Annotated in this window: 2 protein-coding genes; one reads left to right on the top strand and one right to left on the bottom strand. The window is 66.2% G+C overall.

Features of this window, described 5'->3' with window-relative positions; all coding sequences use genetic code 11:
- A partial coding sequence (locus tag ABT004_RS36320) for a hypothetical protein (protein ID WP_351346130.1) occupies nt 1–891 on the top strand: 891 nt, incomplete at its 5' end.
- Nucleotides 892–990: 99 nt separating this feature from the next.
- On the opposite strand, the gene ABT004_RS36315 is transcribed toward ABT004_RS36320, so the two are convergent.
- Nucleotides 991–1,475: hypothetical protein (locus ABT004_RS36315; RefSeq protein WP_351346127.1), on the bottom strand; the 485-nt coding region annotated here is incomplete at its 5' end.

Genomic DNA, 1,475 nt, shown 5'->3' with positions numbered 1-1,475 from the left:
TGGCACCAGGTCGACGCCCTCGGACAGTTCCGCTACGTCCCACCGTTCTCCCTGCCGGTTCGACTGTTCGTCGAAGCAAAGTACGTGGCCACGAAAGTTCAGCTGCACACCGTGCGCAACGGCCACGGCGTGATCCATGACGTGAACGAAGGTGAGATCACCACGCTCACCGCTCCCGGGACCGGGCGGCCACGGACGCGATACCGCTACAGCTACGCAATCTTCTCCACCGCCGGCTTCAGCCCGGCGGCACAGGACTACGCGCTGGCCCATCAGATATCCCTGATCGACCTGTCCGCGCCGGATTTCGACGTACTGCGCAACCTCGTCAAGGACACCGCTGACGCCATTCACGCAGTCCTCAAGGCGAGTTTGGCCACCGAGCGGCCGAAGGTGCGCGATATGCGGACCTATCTTCGCGGCCCGCTGCTGGAAATGGATCCGGGGCACGTCGAACTGCCCGACTCGATTCGCGGCCCACTCGATTTCCTCGCTCAGGCCCTGTACAGCCGGTCACAGCTCGGTCTGGTCCTGGCGTTCCCCGCGGCCCCGTTCGTTCTGGGACTGGCATCGGACGATCTGTACTCATTCGTGGACTACGCGAGAGAGCATCCCACGCACGCGGTGCGCCTTCGCCGCGTCAATCAGCCTGCTTCTCACCCCGTTTGGGAACTGCGCTCGGCGCAGCACCCCGAGGCGTACGCGCTGCGATTCGGACTGCCGGAACGGGTAGAAAAGTGGATTGTCGCGCAGGACGAAGGAATGCCCTCGCGGACCCGGTACGTCAAGCGCAGCATGCTGTCGACCATGACCCTGTACTGGATGCACGAGGAACACGCCCAGACCTTCCAGCTCCGCTACGAGCCAGGCGAACTCCGCCTCGATGGCTGATCCCCCGTGCCTCCGCGGCTCCAGGGCCAAACGACGAAACCCCGGTGCCGTGCCGGCCGGGAGGGCAGGCTCGGATACCGGGGCAGATTCAGGAGCGGGTCAGCGTGCGGCGCGCGCCCTGGTGAGCGCCTTGTTCAGGTGAGCGTCCACGAGGCGCGGCGAGCCGGAGACGAGGACCAGGATGTTGCCGATGCGGATGGCCGTCTGCTTGACGACGCTGCGCTGCCCGCCGGCGGTGAAGGTGAGTAGCTGACTCCACTGCTCGTCCCCGAGCTTCGGCGCGGCCGACTTGGCAGTGCCCATGTCGACGAGCGTGCTGCCCGACGCCACCTGGTAGGAGGGGCAGGAGAGCATCGCGTCGAAGACCTTCGAGATGCCCTTGGACAGCTTCGCCGAGCTGTCGCTGTACAGCTCCTCGCTGACCTCGGAGGTGCTGCTGGCGGTGTAGGTGAAGGCCACCTTCGCCTTGCGGGCGAAGTCGAGACCGGAGCCGGCGGCTGTGTCGCCGCCGAGCTTCTCCAGCGCCGGGCATCCGATCACGGTCACGTCGTCGTTGTGGCGAGGGGCCTCGGGCTTGCGGGTGT

The organism is Streptomyces sp. NPDC002790 (genome assembly GCF_040295505.1).
Classification (GTDB): domain Bacteria; phylum Actinomycetota; class Actinomycetes; order Streptomycetales; family Streptomycetaceae; genus Streptomyces.
This window is presented reverse-complemented; position numbering and strand designations above follow the sequence as displayed.